Annotated in this window: 15 protein-coding genes and 2 pseudogenes; 7 read left to right on the forward strand and 10 right to left on the reverse strand. The window is 65.0% G+C overall.

The genetic code is table 11. From position 1 onward, the window contains the following. Positions 1-716 precede the first annotated feature (716 nt). Positions 717-2,546 carry a glutamine--fructose-6-phosphate transaminase (isomerizing) gene (gene glmS, locus WT97_RS19960; protein WP_060354214.1) on the reverse strand — a complete coding sequence of 610 codons (1,830 nt, stop codon included), beginning with the start codon at positions 2,544-2,546 and terminating at the stop codon, positions 717-719. A gap of 156 nt (positions 2,547-2,702) precedes the next feature. Here glmS and WT97_RS19965 point away from each other — a divergent pair, with 156 nt between their 5' ends. The 3 genes from WT97_RS19965 to WT97_RS33185 all read left to right on the forward strand — a co-directional run bounded on the left by WT97_RS19965 (position 2,703) and on the right by WT97_RS33185 (position 4,675). Beyond that, positions 2,703-3,197 (forward strand): Lrp/AsnC family transcriptional regulator, encoded by a 495-nt coding sequence (locus tag WT97_RS19965; protein ID WP_060354215.1) that lies wholly within the window; start codon positions 2,703-2,705, stop codon positions 3,195-3,197. 472 nt (positions 3,198-3,669) lie between these two features. After that, positions 3,670-3,957, forward strand: a complete 288-nt coding sequence (locus tag WT97_RS19970) for a hypothetical protein (RefSeq protein WP_257128535.1) — start codon at positions 3,670-3,672, stop codon at positions 3,955-3,957. 370 nt (positions 3,958-4,327) lie between these two features. Continuing rightward, on the forward strand, positions 4,328-4,675 hold the full coding sequence (locus WT97_RS33185) for an immunity 8 family protein (RefSeq protein WP_082751453.1): 348 nt from the start codon (positions 4,328-4,330) through the stop codon (positions 4,673-4,675). Positions 4,676-4,734: 59 nt separating this feature from the next. On the opposite strand, the pseudogene WT97_RS19975 reads toward WT97_RS33185, so the two are convergent. Beyond that, positions 4,735-4,962, reverse strand: a pseudogene (locus WT97_RS19975) (SDR family oxidoreductase); the annotation flags it as partial. A 181-nt stretch (positions 4,963-5,143) separates the two neighbouring features. Here WT97_RS19975 and WT97_RS19980 point away from each other — a divergent pair. Next, positions 5,144-6,868 (forward strand): annotated as a pseudogene (locus WT97_RS19980) (ShlB/FhaC/HecB family hemolysin secretion/activation protein). 13 nt (positions 6,869-6,881) lie between these two features. On the opposite strand, the gene WT97_RS19985 reads toward WT97_RS19980, so the two are convergent. Next, entirely contained in the window at positions 6,882-7,415 is a 534-nt protein-coding gene (locus WT97_RS19985; RefSeq protein WP_060354217.1) for a methylated-DNA--[protein]-cysteine S-methyltransferase, read from the reverse strand. Continuing rightward, entirely contained in the window at positions 7,412-8,881 is a 1,470-nt protein-coding gene (locus WT97_RS19990; protein ID WP_060354218.1) for a DNA-3-methyladenine glycosylase 2 family protein, read from the reverse strand. Before WT97_RS19990 ends, WT97_RS19985 begins: the two co-directional genes overlap by 4 nt. A 361-nt stretch (positions 8,882-9,242) precedes the next feature. Here WT97_RS19990 and WT97_RS19995 point away from each other — a divergent pair, with 361 nt between their 5' ends. Next, entirely contained in the window at positions 9,243-10,535 is a 1,293-nt protein-coding gene (locus WT97_RS19995) for an MFS transporter (RefSeq protein WP_060354264.1), read from the forward strand. A gap of 78 nt (positions 10,536-10,613) precedes the next feature. Here the strand turns inward: WT97_RS19995 and WT97_RS20000 are convergent, their stop codons facing one another. Continuing rightward, positions 10,614-11,678, reverse strand: a complete 1,065-nt coding sequence (locus tag WT97_RS20000; RefSeq protein WP_082751454.1) for a LacI family DNA-binding transcriptional regulator — start codon at positions 11,676-11,678, stop codon at positions 10,614-10,616. A 108-nt stretch (positions 11,679-11,786) separates the two neighbouring features. On the opposite strand from WT97_RS20000, the gene WT97_RS20005 reads away from it, so the two are divergent. Next, the gene (locus tag WT97_RS20005) at positions 11,787-12,623 is read left to right on the forward strand and encodes an NAD(P)-dependent oxidoreductase (RefSeq protein WP_059503938.1); all 837 of its coding nucleotides are present in this window, start codon (positions 11,787-11,789) and stop codon (positions 12,621-12,623) included. Positions 12,624-12,642: 19 nt separating this feature from the next. On the opposite strand, the gene WT97_RS20010 is transcribed toward WT97_RS20005, so the two are convergent. Both WT97_RS20010 and WT97_RS20015 read right to left on the reverse strand, forming a co-directional pair. Then, positions 12,643-12,963 (reverse strand): DUF1330 domain-containing protein, encoded by a 321-nt coding sequence (locus WT97_RS20010; protein ID WP_059503937.1) that lies wholly within the window; start codon positions 12,961-12,963, stop codon positions 12,643-12,645. A 177-nt stretch (positions 12,964-13,140) separates the two neighbouring features. After that, complete coding sequence (locus tag WT97_RS20015; protein WP_059794914.1) at positions 13,141-13,599, reverse strand: MerR family transcriptional regulator; 459 nt, start codon at positions 13,597-13,599, stop codon at positions 13,141-13,143. A gap of 78 nt (positions 13,600-13,677) precedes the next feature. Here WT97_RS20015 and WT97_RS20020 point away from each other — a divergent pair, with 78 nt between their 5' ends. Then, positions 13,678-14,910 (forward strand): NADH:flavin oxidoreductase/NADH oxidase family protein, encoded by a 1,233-nt coding sequence (locus tag WT97_RS20020; protein WP_059503933.1) that lies wholly within the window; start codon positions 13,678-13,680, stop codon positions 14,908-14,910. Positions 14,911-14,985: 75 nt separating this feature from the next. On the opposite strand, the gene WT97_RS20025 is transcribed toward WT97_RS20020, so the two are convergent. The 3 genes from WT97_RS20025 to WT97_RS20035 all read right to left on the reverse strand — a co-directional run bounded on the left by WT97_RS20025 (position 14,986) and on the right by WT97_RS20035 (position 19,347). Beyond that, positions 14,986-17,109, reverse strand: a complete 2,124-nt coding sequence (locus WT97_RS20025; protein WP_060354219.1) for a TonB-dependent siderophore receptor — start codon at positions 17,107-17,109, stop codon at positions 14,986-14,988. Positions 17,110-17,149: 40 nt separating this feature from the next. Further along, positions 17,150-18,619 (reverse strand): PepSY domain-containing protein, encoded by a 1,470-nt coding sequence (locus WT97_RS20030; protein WP_060354220.1) that lies wholly within the window; start codon positions 18,617-18,619, stop codon positions 17,150-17,152. 242 nt (positions 18,620-18,861) lie between these two features. Beyond that, entirely contained in the window at positions 18,862-19,347 is a 486-nt protein-coding gene (locus WT97_RS20035; protein WP_060354221.1) for a hypothetical protein, read from the reverse strand. Positions 19,348-19,439 lie beyond the last annotated feature (92 nt).

Genomic DNA, 19,439 nt, shown 5'->3' on the forward strand with positions numbered 1-19,439 from the left:
CGACTAACCTTGTGCACGAACCACAGCGGCCCGCAGACGGCCCGTCGGTCGTGCGGCAGGGCACCGATTTTCCACGACCTTCTCTCCTTCGGTCACACGCTATTACTGTTGGAATAGTTTCGCTTAAGCCCCGCCTGGCGGCCATTTTTTGAAATTTTATAGGACGTTAATCCCGTGTACATCCTCAGCGTCGACCACCTTGACCGTCTCATTGAAGCAGTGCGTCGGGGCAGTGCCGATTTGCATCCTTCTTCGAAGACTACTCGCGGAGGCGACGCGAGCCCAAAAGACGCCCTTTGTTGCTTTCGGGACTCTTGAACGAGAAGCCGTATCTGGGCCCCGAACTGCCAGCGCGTCTCTTTGAAAATCTACGAGCCGTTTTACGAGAAATTGGCGGAGCGGGCCCAGCTGGGGCAAAAGGTCGTCGCCCTCTGACAGGTCGGTGACGGGCGTTGGGGCTGAAAGGCCGGAGGGGCAGCTCGGACTGACAAAGGCCGAGAACGGGGGGGGGCGTTGCTCCTGGGCGATTCCATCTACAAGGCAATCGCAAAAAAGTGGCGCCACAAAAAGCTCAGGCGTCACTTTGACAACAGTTTCAGTTACGCCTTGTTAGGCAAGGCTTGGTAGCACAAAAGACCCTCGTAACCAAACCTGAATCGGGTGTCTGTAACTGGAATTAATGCACCTCAGCACCTGACAAGGCGAAAACGCCCCCCTCACTCCACCGTCACCGACTTAGCCAAATTCCTCGGCTTATCGATATCCGTCCCCCGCGCCAGCGCCGCGTGATACGCGAGCAGTTGCATCGGCACCGTATGCAAGATCGGCGACAACGGTCCGTAATACTCGTTGAGCCGAATCACCTCGATCCCTTCGCTCGGCACGATCCCGCAGTCCACATCCGCGAACACGAACAGCCGCCCATTCCGCGCACTGACTTCATGCATGTTCGACCGGAGCTTCTCGAGCAGCATGTCGTTCGGCGCGACCGCGATCACCGGCATTTCATTGCTGACGAGCGCCAGCGGCCCATGCTTCAACTCCCCCGCCGGATAAGCCTCCGCATGAATGTAGGAAATCTCCTTCATCTTCAGCGCCCCTTCGAGCGCGATCGGATAATGCATCCCGCGCCCGAGAAACAGCATGTTGTCGCGTCGCGCGAGCAACTCCGACCACGCCATGATCTGCGGTTCCAGCGCGAGCACCTTCGACATCGCATCGGGCAGATGCCGCAGCGCGCGCAGATGTTCCTTTTCTTCATCGTCACTCAATCGCCCGCGCACCTGCGCCAGTGACAACGTCAGCAGGAACAGCGCAACGAGCTGAGTCGTAAACGCCTTCGTCGAAGCCACGCCAATCTCGATCCCCGCACGCGTCACGAACTGCAGCGCACATTCGCGCATCAGCGCACTCGTCGCGACGTTGCAGATCGCGAGCGTATGCATCATTCCGCTGCGTTTCGCTACATGCACGGCCCCGAGCACATCGGCCGTCTCACCACTTTGCGACACGGCGACGACGAGCGTGCGCGGATTCGGCACGCCGTCACGATAACGAAACTCGCTGGCAATCTCGACGCTGGCCGGCAGTTTCGCGATGCTCTCGATCCAGTACTTCGCGGTCAATGCCGCGTGATAGCTGCCGCCGCACGCGAGCAGCAGCACCGAATCGACGTCATTGAACATACGCCACGCGCCGTCGCCGAACAGCTCCGGCATGATCGACGAGACGTCGAGCAGCGTATCGGCCACGGCCTGCGGCTGCTCGAAGATCTCCTTCTGCATGTAGTAGCGATACGATCCGAGATCGGCCGCACCGCTATGCGCGGCGACGCGTTGAACCGCGCGCTCGACGCGCTGGCCGGCCGCGTCGACGATCCAGTAGCGATGCAGTTGAATATCGGCGACGTCGCCGTTCTCCAGGTACGCAATGCGATCGGTGATGCCGGACAGCGCAATCGCATCGGACGCCAGAAAATTCTCGCCTTCGCCGACTCCGACCACGAGCGGCATCCCGTCGCGCGCGCCGACGATCCGGTGCGGTTCGTCGCGGCACATCACCGCGATCGCATAGCTGCCGCGCAGTCGCGCGACCGCACGCCGGACCGCGTCGAACAGGTCGCCGTCGTACAGGTGATCGATCAGGTGCGCGATCGCCTCGCTGTCGGTCTGGCTCGCGAACACATAGCCGTGCGCCTGCAGTTCCGCACGCAACTGGTCGCAGTTTTCGATGATCCCGTTGTGCGACAGCGCGATGCGCGCGTTGGCGTCGCTTGGCGAGAAATGCGGATGCGCGTTGAGCGTGACGGGCGCGCCATGCGTGGCCCAGCGCGTATGCGCGATGCCCGTGTAACCGGACAATCCCTGCGTGGCGATCTCGCGCTGCAGGTTCGCGACACGATCGACGCTGCGGGCGCGCGCCAGCGCGCGGTCGCGGTAGACCACGACGCCGCACGAATCGTAGCCGCGGTATTCGAGCCGCTTCAGGCCGTCGACCAGGTTCGGCAGGATGTCCCGCTGGGCAACCGCCCCGACAATTCCACACATATCGCGCTCCGTAAATGTCCCGTCTGGATCAGTGAGAGCGATGGTAGAAGTAACTGAATGGAATTTCATTTCAAAAATAGAAGGTAAATGAAATGAATAGAGGATCGGCTATCATGCTGAAATTAAATTTCACCCGCTGACCGGAAGGAGTGGCCAATGGCCGGCATCACCCTCGACGAGCTCGACCTTCGCATCCTCGCGATCCTGCAGGACGACGCGTCGGTCTCGAACCTTCAACTTGCCGAGCGCGCGCTGTCGTCGCCGCCCACCTGCATGCGTCGCGTGCGGCGGCTGACGGAGGCCGGCGTGATCCGTCGGCAGGTCGCGGTGCTCGACCCGGTCGCGATCGGCACGGCCGTCACCGCGTTGATCGAGATCAGCCTCGACCGGCAGACGGCCGAGGACTACGACGCGTTCGAAGCGTACGTGTGCGCGGAGCCGGCCGTCACGCAGTGTTATCGCGTGTCGCCGGGGCCCGATTTCGTCGTGATCGCGGATCTGGCCGATGTCGCCGAATACGACGAATTCGCGCGGCGGCTGTTCACCGGCGCGTCGAACGTCCGCAACGTGCGTACGTTTTTCTCGACGCATCGCGCGAAATTCGAAGCAAACGCGCGGGTCGCGCATGCGATGCGCAAGCGCGGTGGCTAGAGGGTAGCGGGGGACGGGCCGGCATTGTGACGAAAAGTGTCGCAAATCGACATCGAGCCGAACGTAGATCACCTGTCTGCAGAGCCTCCACAGTCGGCGCACTCGATGTCGATCATGATCATGTAACGTTTTTTCACGTTTCTCGTTCTGGATACATTGACGGACTTTACGCATTCAACGCTCACGATTTCGGACCCGTGATGGAGTCGTGCGTTGAGTTTTTATCGAAATCATGGTCGCTCCTTTGATTGATGTCCGCATCAACGGCCATTGCTCGACGCACGCTGAACCAAAAATCGCAAATCAACGTTACTCAAATACTTAAAATTGTTAATTTTCTTGTCTTTAAAATAGCACGCTCTATTTTGAGACGCACTACGCAAAGTCGACGATCGATTTGATTATTCCTGACACTGTGGCTTGTCGGGTTCCTGCTACCTTCCGAATGGGCAAGGAATACGGTTTAATGCAGATGGATCATTCTCTGGGTTGTTGGACCCGAGGAAATAAGGCGGGCAAGATGACAGCATTTAGTATTGATTTCGTTAGTGACATGGAACACGAACACCTTATGGCCGAAGTCAGCTTCGAAGGGCAGAGGTTGTGCGTCATCGATAAAGAAGCTGGGAGCGATAAAATGAAGATCGAATTCTTGGTTGATCTATACGTGCTGCCGGACAGCGTAAAAATGAAATTCAATCTCGATGAATTTCTCAAAATATTGGAGACGGCAAAGACTGAGTTGGCGCAGTGTGCATAGGCCATTTTCTGGTTTTGCACGGGGTCATCAATGAAGCTTTCGATCTATAATCACGTTCGTTACATTGGTCCGGTGAATACCAAGGAATCGATCATCCCGGCGATATCGGCACATCATTGAAGATTATGGCAACGGTAATTGCGAAGTCGAATTTTCAAGGCCGGATGGAACCACTAAAGCGTTGACAGTCATCACTGCGGACAGGTTGGAGTCGGGTGAAGAATGATTGTTCTGAGGCGCTTGCATGTGCAAGCGCCTCAGTATCATTCGACCAGGCAGAAGCGACGCAACTATTTGCATCGAACGCGCCCGGATCAATTAAAATTGGCAATGCGACGTTCGGGTATCCGTAGGATTGGAGAGTTGACTGATGCAAGCAATAGTGAAAGACATTTCGAATGACTTCTTCGATTTGAAAAAATTTGTGCCGGATGATCCGCATTGTTTTGATTTGCTTGTTCGCATTTGCATCGGTCGAACTGATACGGTAGGGGCAGATGATTTTTATCTCAACATCTGCACTCCCGAATGGCTTGCCAAAAACATCTGGCAACCAACATGGGGTCGACATATGCTTATCGTTCGAGAATACAACTTACCGGTGATTGAGAAATTCATCGGCGATTACGTTGCCACCTGTCAAGGCGATAAATGGAACGCTATTGGCGAAAGGCTCGGGCGAATGTTTACGTGGGAGTTCGAAGACTACAAGCGATGACGAATGAAGACCCGGCTCAAGACTGTGTTTTGTACTTTCATGTTAGGCAAATCGATTGCTTAACGCATCCCGCCGCTCGCGATGATCGTTTCGCCCGTCACCCAACGTGCGTCATCGGACGCGAGGAACGTCACCATGTCCGCAATGTCGTCCGGCTGACCGATGCGACCGAGCGGCGTTTGCGCGACCATCGCGCCTGCGAAATCGCTGCCGATGACGCCGCGCGCTCGCGAGCCTTCCGTGATCGGATTCACGCGGATTTTGCGCGGGCCAAGTTCTTTGGCGAGCGACGCGTCAAGTTAAAAATTGTCAGGCGAAGCCGACTGTCGCATACGTCGCAATTGAATTGAGTAAGAGAGTGGATGATGCGTTGATATTTAGTCGCCTGGCCGATATGCTGCGCCCTACATTCCGCGCCCGTACGTGCGACCGTCTCGCCTGCAAAAACAATGAAGCTCAAACCAAAAAATTGTCGCGTTGGCGGTCGTGGTTCCACTCGCTGCGCAAGCGCAACAAAATCCCGCTGAACAGGCAGCGCGCGCAGCCGCGCAGCAGGATCGACAGACTCAACAGCAACGGGAAAGTGCGGAGCGTGCACGAACCGTTTCCGCACCCGGCGTGCGGTCCGAAATTCCCCGCGTCGGCGGCTATCCCGTTCTTCCCACTGAGACACCGTGCTTTCGCATTGACCGTTTCGTGCTCGATGCGCCCCACACGTTGCCGCCCGCAGTCAAAGCGCAGGGTGTATCCGCGCTGCCCATGGATCGCTTCGCGTTCGCGCATGAATGGCTTGAGCACTACACGGGGTAGTGCGTTGGCAAGCAAGGGCTTGACGTTCTCGTCAAGGCGTTGTCGCAAGATATTCTTTCCCGCGGGTACATCACCACGCGTGTGTTGCTGCCGGAACAGGATTTGACAACCGGCACGTTGAAAGTCGCATTGATACCCGGTGTCATTCGGCATCTGCGCTTCGTCGATGAAAAACTCCGCGGCACATGGAAAACCGCATTTCCGACACGCGACGGCGAATTGCTGAACCTGCGCGACCTCGAACAGGGTCTCGAGCAGATGAAGCGGGTCACGAGTCAGGACGTGTCGATGCAGATCGTTCCGGCCGATGTCCCGGGTGAAAGCGATGTTGTGCTCGACGTGAAGCGTGGCAAGCCTTGGACAGTCGTCGCATCGATCGACAATTCGGGCACGCGCGCGACGGGGAGACTACAAGGGAACCTGTCGGTCGGCATCGACAATCCGCTCGGCCTGAACGACATTTTCAACGTCGGCGTGAGTCAAGACCTCGAACTCGGGGACAAGCGTCTCGGTTCGCATGGCTGGAACGGTTTCTATTCAATCCCATGGGGCTATTGGACGGCGACGCTTTCCGCGTACACGAACACCTACTACCAGCAGATCGCAGGCGTTAATCAAACCTTCGTCGCGAGCGGCAATTCGAAGACAGTCGATTTCAAACTCGCCCGCGTGCTCGCGCGCAGCCAGAACGACGTATTCGGCGGCTACGTGCGCCTGTCGCGCCGCTTCGGCCAGAGCTTCATCGAAGATACGGAAATTCCGCAACAACGCCGCAACAACACGTTCATCGAACTCGGCCTGACCGATCGACACTATTTCGGCGGTGCTCAATTCGACGGCACGCTCGCTTACCGGCAAGGCGTCGGCGGGCTCGGCGCGCAGGACGATATCCCCGAGCTGAATGGAGACCAGACCTATCGCTTCAAAATGGCAGTGCTCGACGCGAACCTGTCGATGCCGTTCGCGATCGCGCAGCAGCCGTTCCGCTACGTCACGACGCTCCATGGCCAGTACACGGGCAACACGCTCTACTACATCGATGATCTGACGATCGGCAGCCGCTACACGGTGCGAGGCTTCGACGGCGAAACGATGCTGGCCGCAGCGCGCGGCCTTTACTGGCGCAATGAACTGCAAATGCCGATCGGGCAGACAGGCCAAGCCGTTTACGCCGGGCTGGATTACGGCCGCGTATGGGGCCCGCAGCCGGTCGCGCTCGTCGGCACGCAACTCGCCGGTGCGGTGATCCGCGTCAAGGGCAGCGTAGCAACGCGCTACGGCGCTTACGGATACGACCTGTTCGCGGGTACACCCGTCTACAAGCCGTCCGGATTTCCGACCGCGCGTGTGACCGTGGGTTTCCAGCTCACCGCGCAATTCTGAAATCGCCGGCGCCTCAGAACGCCAACGCCTGCTGCGCTGGATGCCGCGCCCCGCGCCGAAACCCGGCGCCTTCGAGCGACAGCAGCGCGCGCTTGCGGTCGATGCCGCCCGCATAACCGGTCAGGCTGCCCGATGCGCCGACCACGCGATGGCACGGCACGATGATCGACACCGGATTGCGGCCGACCGCGCCGCCCACGGCACGCGCGCCGCTCATCGGCAGCCCGACGCGCTCGGTGATGTCGCCGTACGACACGAGTTCGCCGAACGGAATGGCAAGCAGTTCCTGCCATACCCGTCGCTGAAACGCGGTGCCGCGCAGGTGGATCGGCACCGAGAACGTGTCGCGCGCGCCGGTGAAGTACTCGGCGATTTCTTCCGCGACCCGGCGCGCGACCGGCGACCTGGCGAGCGCGTCCGCTTCGCGCACGATCGCCAGCGACGGGAAGTATTTCTGCCCGACGAAGTACAGGCCGGTCAGCACATCGTCCTCGATGCGCACGGCGATGTCGCCCAGCGGGCTCGGAATCAGGTGAGCGGGAGTCATCGCGACATCTCTCCATGAAGGCGCCATGCATGCAATGCGGCATACGCGCGCCACGGCGCCCAGCGCGCCGCATGCGGCGTGGAGGACGGCGGGCCCGCCGATTCGGTGCGCGCGGGCAGCCACGCGTCGTCGGCGGGGAATGCGTTCGGCCACGCCATCGCACGCATCGCGACGTACTGCACCGCGCGTTCGTCGAAACCGGGCAGCGCGCGCAGCGCGGCGAGCGTCGCGTCGAGCGGCGCCATCGGCTCGAGCACGAGCGTGCCGTCATCGACGGCGCGGGCGAGCGACACGAGCGCGCGTGCCGTGTCGCGCTCGATGCCGATCGTCTCGAGGGCCGAAGGCGGCAGCATGGCCAGCGTCGCGGCGCAGGGCAGAGCGTGCGTAAGGCCCGGCGGCGCGCCGTCGACCGGCGTGCCGAAGCGTTTCGCGACGCGTGCGAGCAACGGCGTATCGACCTGCGCGGCCGCAAGCTGTTCGCCCGCGATGGCACGAATCGCAATCTCGAGGCCGTCGAACGCGCCGGGCGCGCGCAGACCCGGCGCCCCGCTCGCGAGATCGCCGAGATGCGCATCGATCACGTCGGGGCGGCTGTCGAGATCGAACAGCCGGCGCACGCGTGCGAGCACGGCCGGCACGACCGGCGTGAGCGCGGGCGACACGGTGACGGCCAGCGCGAAGCGCTGCGGCACGTGCGCGACGGACAGCCAGCCGGCCACGCGGCGGCCGCCGTTCCGGGCCGGCAGGTCGACGACGCGCGCATAACGCTGCGCGTCGATCCGCTCGACGCCATCGATCTGCCGCTGCGCGAGAAAACGCATCAGGTCGGCCCATGCGAACGGCGGCCGGTACGGCAGCGGGAAGGCCATGTCGCCGTCGGCCGATGCACCGGCCCCTTTACGCAGTCGCAGCGGATTGAGGCCGTAGCGCTGGCGGAACAGGTCGTTGAAGCGCCGCACGCTGCCGAACCCGGCCGTCGACGCGACGATGGCCACCGGCAGCGCGGTATCGGTCAGCAGCCGCTTGGCCATCAGCAGCCGCTGCGTCTGCGCGAACTCGACCGGCGACACGCCGAACTGCACACCGAAGATGCGGCGCAGATGGCGTTCGGTCACGCCGACGCGCCGTGCGAGCGCATCGACGGAATGCGCGTTCAGGAAACCGTCGTCGATCAGCGTCGCGGCCGCATCGGCGAGATTGCCGGACAGGTCGAGCAGCCCGTGGCCGGGCGCGAGCTCGGGGCGGCAGCGCATGCAGGGCCGGAAGCCGGCTTTCTCGGCGGCCGCGGCGCTCGGGTAGTAGCTGCAGTTGCGCGCCTTCGGCGGCTTCACCGGGCAGACGGGGCGGCAGTACACACCGGTCGTCGCCACGCCGACGAAGAACCAGCCGTCGAAGCGGCGGTTGCGCGAAAGCAGGGCGTCGTAGCAGGTGTCGGGATCGAGGCGCATGGGACGACTGTAAACCATCCGCGCCGTCGATTCTGGCTGGAATCGGACATGTGTCTCCGCCGCCGCGCGGCCGCCGGGCCCTGCGGGAAAATCAGGGGAAAAACGGTTAATGCCAATCTGCGGAACAGTCGTCTCTTTTACCGCGGCCAATTTGAGATGACTCATCGAAATCCCCGACTGACACGGCCCCGGCACACACTTATTATTTGAAAAACGTTTTCCAGACGGATCGGCGAAACGTGCCGTGCGCAGCCGTGCGCAGCCGTGCGCAGCCGTGCGCAGCCGTGCGCAGCCGCGCGCCGCCGTTCGCCCCGGCGCCGGTCGCCGGTCAACGAACTTCGTGCGGCGCGACGGGCGCGACCGCGCATCGGAGACATTCATGCCCACTGCCGTCGTTGGCGCCGTGTGCGCGGTTGCCAGCCGTTACCGCTGGACCGTCTGTGCACTGCTGTTTTTCGCGACCGTCATCAACTACATGGATCGGCAGATCCTCGGCCTGCTCGCGCCGATGCTCCAGCACGACATCGGCTGGAGCCAGGTGCAGTACGGCCGCATCGTGATGGCGTTTTCGGCGTTCTATGCGCTGGGCCTGCTCGGTTTCGGGCGCATCGTCGACTGGCTCGGCACGCGCGTGTCGTACGCGGTGGCGATGCTGGTGTGGAGCATCGCCGCGATGCTGCACGCGGCGGTCGGCTCGGTGACGGGGTTCGCGTTCGTGCGCGCGCTGCTCGGCATCGGCGAGGGCGGCAACTTTCCGGCCGCGATCAAGACGACGGCCGAATGGTTCCCGCGCCGCGAACGCGCGCTCGCCACCGGCATCTTCAACTCGGGCGCGAACATCGGCGCGGTGTTCGCGCCGGCGATCATTCCGGCGATCGCCGTGGCCTACGGCTGGCGCGCGGCGTTCGTGATCATCGGCGCGATCGGCATCGTGTGGCTCGCGGTGTGGCTGGTGATGTATCGCACGGCCGACACGCGCGCGCTCGCGGCGGAGTACGACGAGCCGCGCGACGAAGCCGAAGCGCTCGATGTGGCGAATGCGAACGCCGGCGCGCCGCGCTGGGGAGAACTCATCCGCAAGCGCGAGACGTGGGCATTCCTGGTCGGCAAGTTCCTGACCGACCCGGTGTGGTGGTTCTACCTGTTCTGGCTGCCGAAGTGGCTCAACGAGTCGCGCGGGATGGACATGCAGCACATCGGTTTGCCGCTCGTCTGCATCTATGCGCTGACGACGGTCGGCAGCATCGGCGGCGGCTGGCTGTCGTCGATGCTGCTGCGCGCGGGCTGGAGCGTGAACCGTGCGCGCAAGACGGCGATGCTGATCTGCGCCTGCTGCGTGCTGCCGATCGCGTTCGTGTCGCAGGTGCAGAGCCTGTGGATCGCAGTCCTGATCGTCGGCCTCGCCGCCGCCGCGCACCAGGGCTGGTCGGCGAACCTGTTCACGACCGCGTCCGACCTGTTTCCGCGCCGCGCGGTCGCGTCGGTGGTCGGCATCGGCGGGATGGCCGGCTCGATCGGCGGCGTGCTGTTCTCGGAAGTGATCGGCCAGGTGCTGCAGCGCACCGGCCACTATTGGGTGCTGTTCGCGATCGGCGCGTCGGCCTACCTGATCGCGCTGGCCGTGATGCACGTGCTCGTGCCGAAGATGAAGCCCGCGAAACTCGACGCATGAATCGCGTCGTTGCAAACGAACGCGCCTTCCTGGACGGCGCGTTTTTTGCGTTCGGGACGGTGACGCGCTGCGACCGCGTCAGCCGGCCGCGGCCGTCGACGCGCGCATGATCAGCCGCGGCTCGAACGTCGAATAGCTCGCGTCGGTGCGCCCGGCGAGCGCGTCGATCAGCTTCTGCATCGCGAGCTCGCCCATGTTCTCGCTCTGGATGTCGACGGTCGTCAGCGCGGGCGCCGCGTATGCGCCGTACGGCACGTTGTCGATGCCGGCGACGGATACGTCCTGCGGCAGCCGGAAGCCGAGCGACGCGGCTTCCTTCATGAAGCCGAGCGCGATCAGGTCGTTGTAGCAGATCACGGCCTGCGGGCGCTGCGGCCCGAGCATCACGCGCGAGCACGCGCGCTCGCCGGCCTCGGCGGTCGGCGCATGCGCGTCGTGCACGTCGAGCGTGAGCCCGGCTTCGGCGAGGCAGTCGCGCGCGCCCTGGATCCGTTCGTCGTTCACGCGCGCGGTGCCGAAGCCGAGATACGCGATGCGCGTATGGCCGAGGTTGAGCAGGTGGCGCGCGAGCATGTAGGTCGACAGCCGGTTGTCGATGCCGACGCTCGGAATCGGCAGGCCGGGGCTGCGACGCAGCAGCACGAGCGGCTTGTTGAGGTCGAGCATCCAGCCGGCTTCCTCGTCGGGCATCCGCGTGCTGACGATCAGCCCGTCGACGCGCTGCGCGAGCGCCTCGATCAGCGAACGTTCGCGCGCCTGGCTCTCCTCGGTATCGACGAGCAGCAGCGTGTAGTCGTGCTGCAGCGCGACGCGGTTCGCGCCTTTCACCACGTTCGTGAAGTGCGGGTTGCTGATGTCGAGGATCACGAGGCCGATGGTGCGCGTGCGGCCGGTGATCATCGAGCGCGCGAGCGGGTTCGAACGGTAGCCGAGCCGCTCGATGGCCTCCTTCAGCCGTGCCTCGACGGTCGGCGAGAAGCGCTGCGTGCCGTTCACGTACTTCGATACCGTCGCGACCGACACGCCGGCTTCCGCGGCCACGTCGCGGATCGTCGGGGAAACTTTTTTCATCCGCAGGGTAACGTTTTCGTTCGATAACGCCGGATTGTGGCAGAAAAATCCGGCGCGCGGCCAGCGGTCGATATCGGGAAAGTGCGGATGGCTGCGAGCGGTTCGGCCATTGACGTTCGGCGCCCCGGCCGCGTATAGTTGGAAAACGTTTTCCGATTGAGATCGATTCAAGGAGATTCGATGAACGCCTCATCCACCGCCGCGCGCAAACCGTTCGGCCGCCTGCTGCTGACGGGCGCGGCCGGCAACCTCGGCCGCCAGTTGCGCGGCGCGCTCGCCGACTGGGCCGACGTCGTGCGTGTCAGCGATATCGCGGCGCTGGGCGACGCGGCCGCGCATGAAGAAATCCGCGTGGTCGACCTGGCCGACCGGCCGGCCGTGATGCAGCTCGTCGACGGCGTGGACGCGATCGTTCACCTCGGCGGCATTTCGGTCGATGCGCCGTTCGACGATCTGGTCGGCGCGAACATCACCGGCACGTACAACCTGTACGAAGCCGCGCGCAAGCACGGCGTGAAGCGCGTCGTGTTCGCGAGCTCGAATCATGCGATCGGTTTTCATCCGGTCACCGAAGTGCTCGATGCCGATTCGCCGCTGCGCCCCGACAGCCTGTACGGGGTGACGAAGTGCTTCGGCGAATCGCTGTCGCGCTACTACTTCGATCGCTTCGGGATCGAAACCGTCTGCCTGCGGATCGGCTCGTCGTTCGAGGTGCCGAAGAACCCGCGCATGCTCGTCACGTTCCTCAGCTATCGCGATTTCATCGAGCTCGTGCGCTGCTCGCTGCTGACGAATCGCGTCGGGCACGCGATCGTGTACGGCGCGTCGGACAACCCGGTGAAGTGGTGGGACAACACGAAGGCCGGCTTCCTCGGCTTCCGCCCGCGCGACAGCTCCGAGCAGTTCGCCGGGCTGTTTCCGGTGACGGCGCCGACCGCCGAGTACGACGATCCCGCGCAGCGGTTCCAGGGCGGCGGCTTCGTCGTGGGCGAGCCGATGGAGCGGAAGGCGTCGTAAGCGTCGCCTGCGTCAGGCATCAACGCAGAATGTCGGTCGCCTTGTGCCGCTCGTCGACGCCGTCGATCAGGATCAGCGGGCCGCTCGCGTGCCGTGCGCGTAGCGGCTGGATCTGCCGGTACGCCTCCGATTCGTACCATTCGCGCGCCGTGTCGAGGTCGGGAAACGCGATCGCGATCAGATCGCCGCGCCATACACCTTCGCGTACTTCGGGCCGTGCGCCGTGAATCACGAAATGGCCGTCGTACGGCGCAAGCGTGCCGTCGATGCGTTCGAGGTATTCGACGATGTCGTCGCACATGTCGACGTCGTGCAGGTGGGCGATGGCGTAGGCGGTCATGGCAGGCTCCTTGGCGGGATGCGGTTCGAGAGTCGTTGGAGCCATGATCGTGGCGCGGGCGGCGCGCGTCGATTACCTGCGACGTAAGCAAAGCGCGGCAACCGCGTCACATCGTGTTTCAGGCCGCGGCGCGCATCGATCGATGGATGACGCAGCGTAATCCCACGGCACAATCCATCACGCCCGCTTGCGCGCCGGCCGCGCCACGGGCGCCGGCTCCAGCGGCTCGCTGGCCTGCTCGCACAGCCGGTCGAGCATCCGTTGCGCGGCGCCCGCGCAATCCTCGCCCGCCGGCTTGTTCTCGATCGCGTCGATCAGCGTTTCCAGATGCTGCCGGTTCTGCGCGAGCCGCCGTTCGAGCAGCGCGATTTCGCCGACCTTGTGCCGCAGCGCGACCAGCAGTTCGTCGCGCGGCCATGCGCCGAGATCGGGCGGCAGCACCGCGCGGATCTCGTCGAGCGCGAAGCCCGCGCGCTGCGCGCGGTCGATGATCGCGAGCCGCGTCAACGCTTCCGGCCCGTATTCCCGATAGCCGTTCGCCTGCCGGCGGGCCGGTTCGAGCAGGCCGCTCGCTTCGTAGAAGCGGATGCGCGACGCCGCGAGGCCGCTCGCCTTCGCCAGTTCGCCGATTTTCATGGGGGGCTCCAAAAAGGCTTGACCTTAAAGTTGACTTTAAAGTTATCGTGGGCCATCGTCAATCGAGGATCTGCCACCATGAATCTGTTTGCGCCGCTCACACTGCCCAACGGGGCGGTGATTCCGAACCGTCTGGCCAAGGCCGCGATGGAAGAAAACATGGCCGATGCGGACCACGCGCCGTCCGATGCGTTGCTGCGCCTGTACCAGGCGTGGGCCGACGGTCAGGCCGGCCTGATCCTGACCGGCAACGTGATGGTGGACGGCCGCGCGATGACGGGGCCGAACGGCGTCGTGCTCGAAAGCGACGCGCATCTCGACCGTTTCCGCCGCTGGGCGCGGATCGCCCGCTCGGGCGGCGGGCACGTGTGGATGCAGATCAATCACCCGGGGCGCCAGATGCAGGCGGCGCTCGGCCAGACGACGCTCGCGCCGTCGGCCGTGCCGCTCGCGCTCGGCGCGTTGTCGAAGCAGTTTCCGGTGCCGAAGGAAATGACGGCGGCCGATATCGCCGACGTGCAGCAGCGCTTCGTGCGTGCCGCGCAGCTCGCGGAGCAAAGCGGTTTCACCGGCGTGCAGGTGCATGCGGCGCACGGCTATCTGCTGAGCCAGTTTCTGTCGCCGCTGACGAACCGCCGGCAGGATCGATGGGGCGGCAGCATCGAGAATCGCGCACGCCTGCTGCTCGATATCGTGAAGGCGGTGCGCGCGACGGTATCGCCGGCCTTCGCCGTCGCGGTGAAGCTGAATTCGGCCGATTTCCAGCGCGGCGGTTTCAGCGCGGACGACGCGAAGCGCGTGGTCGAATTGCTGAATCCGCTCGGCGTCGATCTCGTCGAACTGTCGGGCGGGAGCTATGAAGTGCCGGCGATGCAGGGCGAGGCGCGCGACGGGCGCACGCTCGCGCGCGAAGCGTATTTCCTCGAATTCGCGCGCGACATCACGGCCGTCGCGCGCATGCCGCTGATGGTCACGGGCGGGATCCGGCGTCGTGCGGTGGCCGAGCAGGTCGTGAACAGCGGCGTGGCGATGGTCGGCATCGCGACCGCGCTGTCGATCGACCCGAACCTGCCGCGCGACTGGCGCGCCGGCAAGGACAGCGCGCCGGTGCTGGCGCCGATCCGGTGGAAGAACAAGGCGCTGGGCGCGCTGGCGAACATGGCCGTCGTCAAGTTCCAGCTCACGCGGCTAAGCGAAGGGCGTCGCACGCACCCGCGGGTGTCGCCGCTGCGCGCGCTGGTGAAGCAGCAACTGGCCGCGCAGTGCCAGACGCGACGCTACCGGAAGTGGATGGCGGGGCCGCGTACTTGATCGATGCGTCCGGGTCGGCCGCAGCGATACCGGAGGCTGACCGACCCGCCGCCGCGCACGCGGCGGCGCGCTGCATCAGAACCGGTAGTTCGCGAGCACCTCGAACCGCCGGTCGTTGCCGAGCAGATATTGCGTCTCGTTGTAGTACGCGGACTGCACGTAGCGACGGTTGAACACGTTGTACGCGCGGGCGGTGATCGTCGTGTCCTTGCGCGGCTTCCACGCGAGGCCGAGGTCGACGGTCGTGTACGACGGCATCGCGAGCTGGTTCGCGGTATCGGCGAACCGCTTGCCGACGTACTTGACGCCCGCGATGCCCGTCCAGTCCGGCGCGAAGCGCCAGCTCACCCACAGGTTCGCCAGACGCTGCGGCACCGACACCGGCACGTTGCCCGCGCGCGATACGGTCGCGCCGCCGGCCGACTGCTGGAAATCGTCGTATTTCGCGCGCAGGATCGACACGTTCGCATCGACGCGCCAGTCCTTCGCGATCTCCGCACCGACCGTCGCCTCCAGCCCGCGCGACGACTGCCGGCCGACCTGGATCGACTGGTTCGGGTTTGCCGGGTCGGCCGTCAGGAGATTGCTCTTCACGATCCGGTACGCGGCCAGCGTCCATTCCGCGTTGCCGTCGAGGAACGACTGCTTCACGCCGATCTCGATCTGCCGGCCGGTCGCGAGCGTGAAGTTCGCCTTCGACGCATTCAGCGACAGCAGCGAGCTGACCGGATCGGCCGCGACCGAATACTGGCCGTACACGGCGAGGCCGGGCCGCACGTCGTATACGGTGCCGACGCGCCAGCCCGTGTTCGCGAACACCTTCGTGAATGCGCCGCCGTTCACGAGATCGTCGCGGTTCACGCTCGCATGGTCGTAGCGCAGCCCGCCGATCACCGACCAGCGCGGCGTGATCGCGAGCCGGTTCTCCGCGAACAGCGCGTACTGGTTCGACTGGCTGCGGTACTTCGGAAACGTACCGGCCGTATTGATGAAACCGCCCGGATCGAAGTCGAACGGATCGACCGTCGACGTGCCCGAATACGGCGAGTTGTTGTCGTGCTGGAACGTCGTGTGGTTGAACTCGATGCCCGCCGAAAACGTGTTGCGCATCCCGAACGGCGCGCTGTCGACGGTGGCCGTCGTCACGTTGCCGTACTGTTCCTGATCGTGAAAGATCTCGGTGTAGCTGCTGCGCCGCACCTGCGCGCTCGACGGCACGTACGTGTAGTACTCCGCATCCTTCCAGTGACGATTGCTCTTCATCCGGTACAGCGTGCTCGTCACGTTCAGGCCGTCGCTCGGCCGCCAGTTCGCCGACACGGTGGCCCAGCTGTCGCGGAACGCGATGTCGGCGTCGCCGACGTTGTAGTTCTTCTCGTCGAGCGCGCGATCGTGCGCGCCGCCGACGAGCGGCGCGCCGAAATACCGCATCGGATGCTGGAAGCCCTGCGCGTACGACGCCGTCACGTACAGGTCGGGCGTCACGTCGTAGCGCAGCGCGCCCGACACCGACAGGTTGCGCGAGTCGCCGCGATCGACCCAGTTCGACGAGCGGTTGCCGCTGATGTCGAAGCGGTACGACAGCTTGTCGTCGATCGCGCCGCCGCTGCCGAACGCGGCGCGCGCCGTGCCTTCGGTGCCGCCGCCGACTTGCAACTCGTTGCGGATCGGCGTGCGCGTCGGCTTCTTCGGCACGATGTTGACCACGCCGCCGATCGCGCCTTCGCCGTAGATTACCGAAGTGGGGCCGCGCAGCACGTCGATATGGTCGACCGACCACGTGTCGAACGGGAACGTGACGCCGATCGCGCCGTACGGGCGCACGCCGTCGTAGAGCTGCGTGACCGACGACGCGCCGACGAAGCCGCGCGCGGCGAGCTCCGAATCGCCGTTGCCGGGATGCGGCGACGCGCTGATGCCGGCGGCGCGGCTTACTGCGTCGACGATCGAACTGTCGCCGCGCGTGTCGAGGGTCGCGCGGCCGATCTGCTCGACGCTCGCGGGCGTTTCGAGCGGCGACAGCCCGAGATGGCTGCCGGTGTCGAGCGGTTGCGTCAGCGCGGGTGCCTTCTGCGCGTCGACGCGAATCGGTGCGAGCGTGGCGCCGGTGCCGTCGCCGCCGCTTTCCTGTGCTTGTGCGTGCCCGACCGGCGAGAGCGCCGCGAGAACGGCAGCGGGCAGCATCGATCTGAACTTCATCGTTTCGGTTTCCTTCGAATGGGGGAGGCGCTTGCGTCGATCACGCTGCGGCCGGGGCCGCGCGGCCGAACAGCAGCCGGTCGAGCAGCCAGACCGCGACGAGCGTCAGCCCCATCAACGGGAAAACGATGCCGAGCAGCACGAGCCCGGCGACCCAGCCGCGCATCGGCGGCGTACCGCGTTCGCGCGACGGTGCGCCCAGCTTCCCGGCCGGGCGGCGTTTCCACCACATCACGGTGCCCGTGACGGCCATCGCGGCCAGCCCGAGCGACAACACCGCGCAAAGGATCTGGTTCGCGAGCCCGAAATAACGGCCCATGTGCAGCGACGTGCCGTACGACACGGCTTTCGATACCGCGCCGTAGTCGTCGTAGCGGATGTCCTTCAGGATGGCGCCGCTGTACTGGTCGACATAGATCGTGCGTTCGGCCTTCGGGTCGGCCGGAAAGTACGACGCGGTGAACACGCCATCCGCGCCGGCCGGCAACGCGAGCGTGTAGCCGCTCGTTACGCCGAGCCCGGCGACGATCGCGATCGCGCGGGCCAGCGGCAGCGGCGCAGGGGCCGACGCCGACGGCGAATGCGGCACGGGCACGTTGCCGACCGCCCACGGCGTTTGCGGCAACGGCAGGTCGTCCATCACCATTCCCGGCATCGATTCGCCGGAATCGTGGTGATGGCCGGACGGCATGACCGCCTGCGCAGGCGCCTGCCCGGCCGTCACGGCGGCACCCGGGCGCGTCGAGCGGATCGACCCGCCGCCCCACGCGCCTTCCGGCGCGCCGAGGTTCACGGTCGCGGCGAGCGCCTTGAAATTCTTGCCCCACGAGCCCGACCACGGCAGCCCCGTCAGGATGAACGCGACCGTGCCGGCCGCGAGCCAGATGCCGGCCGACGCGTGAATGCTCTTCCACAGCGGCCGGCCGCGCAGCGACAGGTCGGGCCGCAGCGCGCGCCCGACGCGGGCCGTACCGCGCGGCCACCACAGCGCGACGCCGGTGCCGATCATCACGAAGGTCCAGCAGGCGGCGAGCTCCATCAGCAACTCGCCGGTCTTGCCGAGCAGCAGCTTGCGATGCAGCATCCGGTCGACCTGCATGAAGCGGTTCTCGACGCTCAGCGTGCCGAGCACGCTGCCGTCGTACGGGTTCACGTATACGCTCTCGCGGCTGCCGTCGCGCAGCCGGAATACGTACTCGGCGCTGCGGTCCGGCGCGGTGGCGACCTGCACGGACACCGGCGTGGCGCCGGCCGGCATCGCGGTGCGTGCGCGGGCGAGCAGCGTGTCGGCATCGAGCCGCGGCGTCGCGCGCGGTTCGACGACCAGCCGGTGCGGATACAGCAGCGGTTCGATCTGCGGCTGGAAGCAGTAGAGCGTGCCCGTGATCGCGAGGATCACGAGGAACGGCATCACGAACAGGCCGGCATAGAAATGCCAGCGCCAGAGCGTCCGGTAACCGGCGCTGGCGGAACGGGCGGGCGAGATGGCCCGATCGACGGTGGTCGACATGGTGTGAACTCCTCGGGTTCGTCGAGCGGCGGGACCGGCGCGGGCCGGCTGCCGTCAACGTGCGTCGCACCCGCGTGCGTGCATCGCCGCAACAGGCGGCGCGGCACGCTGCGCAAACGGTGCGCAGGGCGGCGTCGCCCGCGCGATGCGGGCATTCGGGTGAACGCGTGAATCAGGTCGGGCGAAACGAACGGCGTGAACGCGCATGCACGTCGACGTGCATGCGCCACGGGGCGGAACGTTCAGCAGAACAGAGGAGGAGCGCGGGAGGGCGGGCGATCGTCGAATATCGATCGCACGAAAGGAAGACTGTCGAAGTGAATCCGGAAGCGCCGCGGCGGCGCCGCGGGAAACAGCAGCACCAGCAGCACGAACGATGCGAGCGCGGTGAACAGCGCGGCGCCGAATGCGCACAGGCTGTCGCCGTTGTCAGAGGAGGCCGCCTTGTCGGCATGCGCGTCATGCTTCAGTGCATCGACGAGCGCGAGCGCATCGTTGGCCGGCGTGATCGGCGCGCTCGCGTCGAAGCGGGCGGCCAGCGCGGCGCCGGTGACGATCAGCGGGCCGCGGCCCGAGCACAGCACCACCGAGCCCGCATCCGGACCGTCCGGATCGAGCATCACGGCGCCCGACATCAGCGCGCGGGACAGCAGCGTCACGAGGAGGAACCCCCACAGCAACCGTCGCGCGACGCCTGGCCGGAGCAGGAAGCGGCGAAGTGCGTTCATGGCGCGCGATTGTACCTCCGTTTACGGGGAGGGGCAGGCGCGCCGCGCGTGTGCGGGGTGGGTCGGGTTGCCGAAACGGCCGTGCGCGACAC

Source organism: Burkholderia sp. MSMB1459WGS (assembly GCF_001534535.1).
Taxonomy (GTDB): Bacteria; Pseudomonadota; Gammaproteobacteria; order Burkholderiales; family Burkholderiaceae; genus Burkholderia.

What these genes read in the sequence shown, in the direction of transcription:
- glmS (WP_060354214.1), bottom strand. Translation starts at nt 2,546, where the DNA reads ATGTGTGGAATTGTCGGGGCGGTTGCCCAGCGGGACATCCTGCCGAAC.
- WT97_RS19965 (WP_060354215.1), top strand. Translation starts at nt 2,703, where the DNA reads ATGGCCGGCATCACCCTCGACGAGCTCGACCTTCGCATCCTCGCGATC.
- WT97_RS19970 (WP_257128535.1), top strand. Translation starts at nt 3,670, where the DNA reads ATGGATCATTCTCTGGGTTGTTGGACCCGAGGAAATAAGGCGGGCAAG.
- WT97_RS33185 (WP_082751453.1), top strand. Translation starts at nt 4,328, where the DNA reads ATGCAAGCAATAGTGAAAGACATTTCGAATGACTTCTTCGATTTGAAA.
- WT97_RS19985 (WP_060354217.1), bottom strand. Translation starts at nt 7,415, where the DNA reads ATGACTCCCGCTCACCTGATTCCGAGCCCGCTGGGCGACATCGCCGTG.
- WT97_RS19990 (WP_060354218.1), bottom strand. Translation starts at nt 8,881, where the DNA reads ATGGTTTACAGTCGTCCCATGCGCCTCGATCCCGACACCTGCTACGAC.
- WT97_RS19995 (WP_060354264.1), top strand. Translation starts at nt 9,243, where the DNA reads ATGCCCACTGCCGTCGTTGGCGCCGTGTGCGCGGTTGCCAGCCGTTAC.
- WT97_RS20005 (WP_059503938.1), top strand. Translation starts at nt 11,787, where the DNA reads ATGAACGCCTCATCCACCGCCGCGCGCAAACCGTTCGGCCGCCTGCTG.
- WT97_RS20010 (WP_059503937.1), bottom strand. Translation starts at nt 12,963, where the DNA reads ATGACCGCCTACGCCATCGCCCACCTGCACGACGTCGACATGTGCGAC.
- WT97_RS20015 (WP_059794914.1), bottom strand. Translation starts at nt 13,599, where the DNA reads ATGAAAATCGGCGAACTGGCGAAGGCGAGCGGCCTCGCGGCGTCGCGC.
- WT97_RS20020 (WP_059503933.1), top strand. Translation starts at nt 13,678, where the DNA reads ATGAATCTGTTTGCGCCGCTCACACTGCCCAACGGGGCGGTGATTCCG.
- WT97_RS20025 (WP_060354219.1), bottom strand. Translation starts at nt 17,109, where the DNA reads ATGAAGTTCAGATCGATGCTGCCCGCTGCCGTTCTCGCGGCGCTCTCG.
- WT97_RS20030 (WP_060354220.1), bottom strand. Translation starts at nt 18,619, where the DNA reads ATGTCGACCACCGTCGATCGGGCCATCTCGCCCGCCCGTTCCGCCAGC.
- WT97_RS20035 (WP_060354221.1), bottom strand. Translation starts at nt 19,347, where the DNA reads ATGAACGCACTTCGCCGCTTCCTGCTCCGGCCAGGCGTCGCGCGACGG.